Annotated in this window: 1 protein-coding gene; it reads right to left on the minus strand. The window is 61.2% G+C overall.

Annotated features, from left to right (window positions below; genetic code table 11):
- Positions 1-101: 101 nt before the first annotated feature.
- Positions 102-443 (minus strand): ParA family protein (locus tag M3195_RS16725; RefSeq protein WP_251589224.1); only part of this gene is annotated, 342 nt, incomplete at its 5' end.

A 443-nucleotide genomic window follows, 5' to 3' on the forward strand; every position in this document is an offset into this window, starting at 1 on the left:
TATCGGCACTGCCGCCGAGCAGCGCTTCGAGGCCACGTCCCAAGCCCTTCTTCTTTGGTACCGCGTTCATGTCTTTCTTCCTCGCTTCGCTCATGTCCGGATCACGACACCTCGAACGCGCGCACGCGTTCGATCATCTCGGCACCGAACTGGATATACGCCTGCGCACCGCGCGAGCTGCGATCGAACACGACGCCCGGCAACCCGTAACTCGGCGCTTCCGCCAGACGCACGTTGCGCGGAATCACCGCGTCGAACACCTTGTCGCCGAAGTGCGCTTTCAGTTGATCGGAGACTTGCTGCTGCAGCGTGATGCGCGGATCGAACATCACGCGCAGCAGGCCGATGATCTTCAGGTCGCGATTCATGTTCGCGTGGACCTGCTTGATCGTATTGACGAGGTCCGACAGCCCTTCCAGCGCGAAGTACTCGCACTGCATCGG

Source organism: Microbacterium hydrocarbonoxydans (assembly GCF_023715885.1).
Taxonomy (GTDB): Bacteria; Actinomycetota; Actinomycetes; order Actinomycetales; family Microbacteriaceae; genus Microbacterium; species Microbacterium hydrocarbonoxydans_C.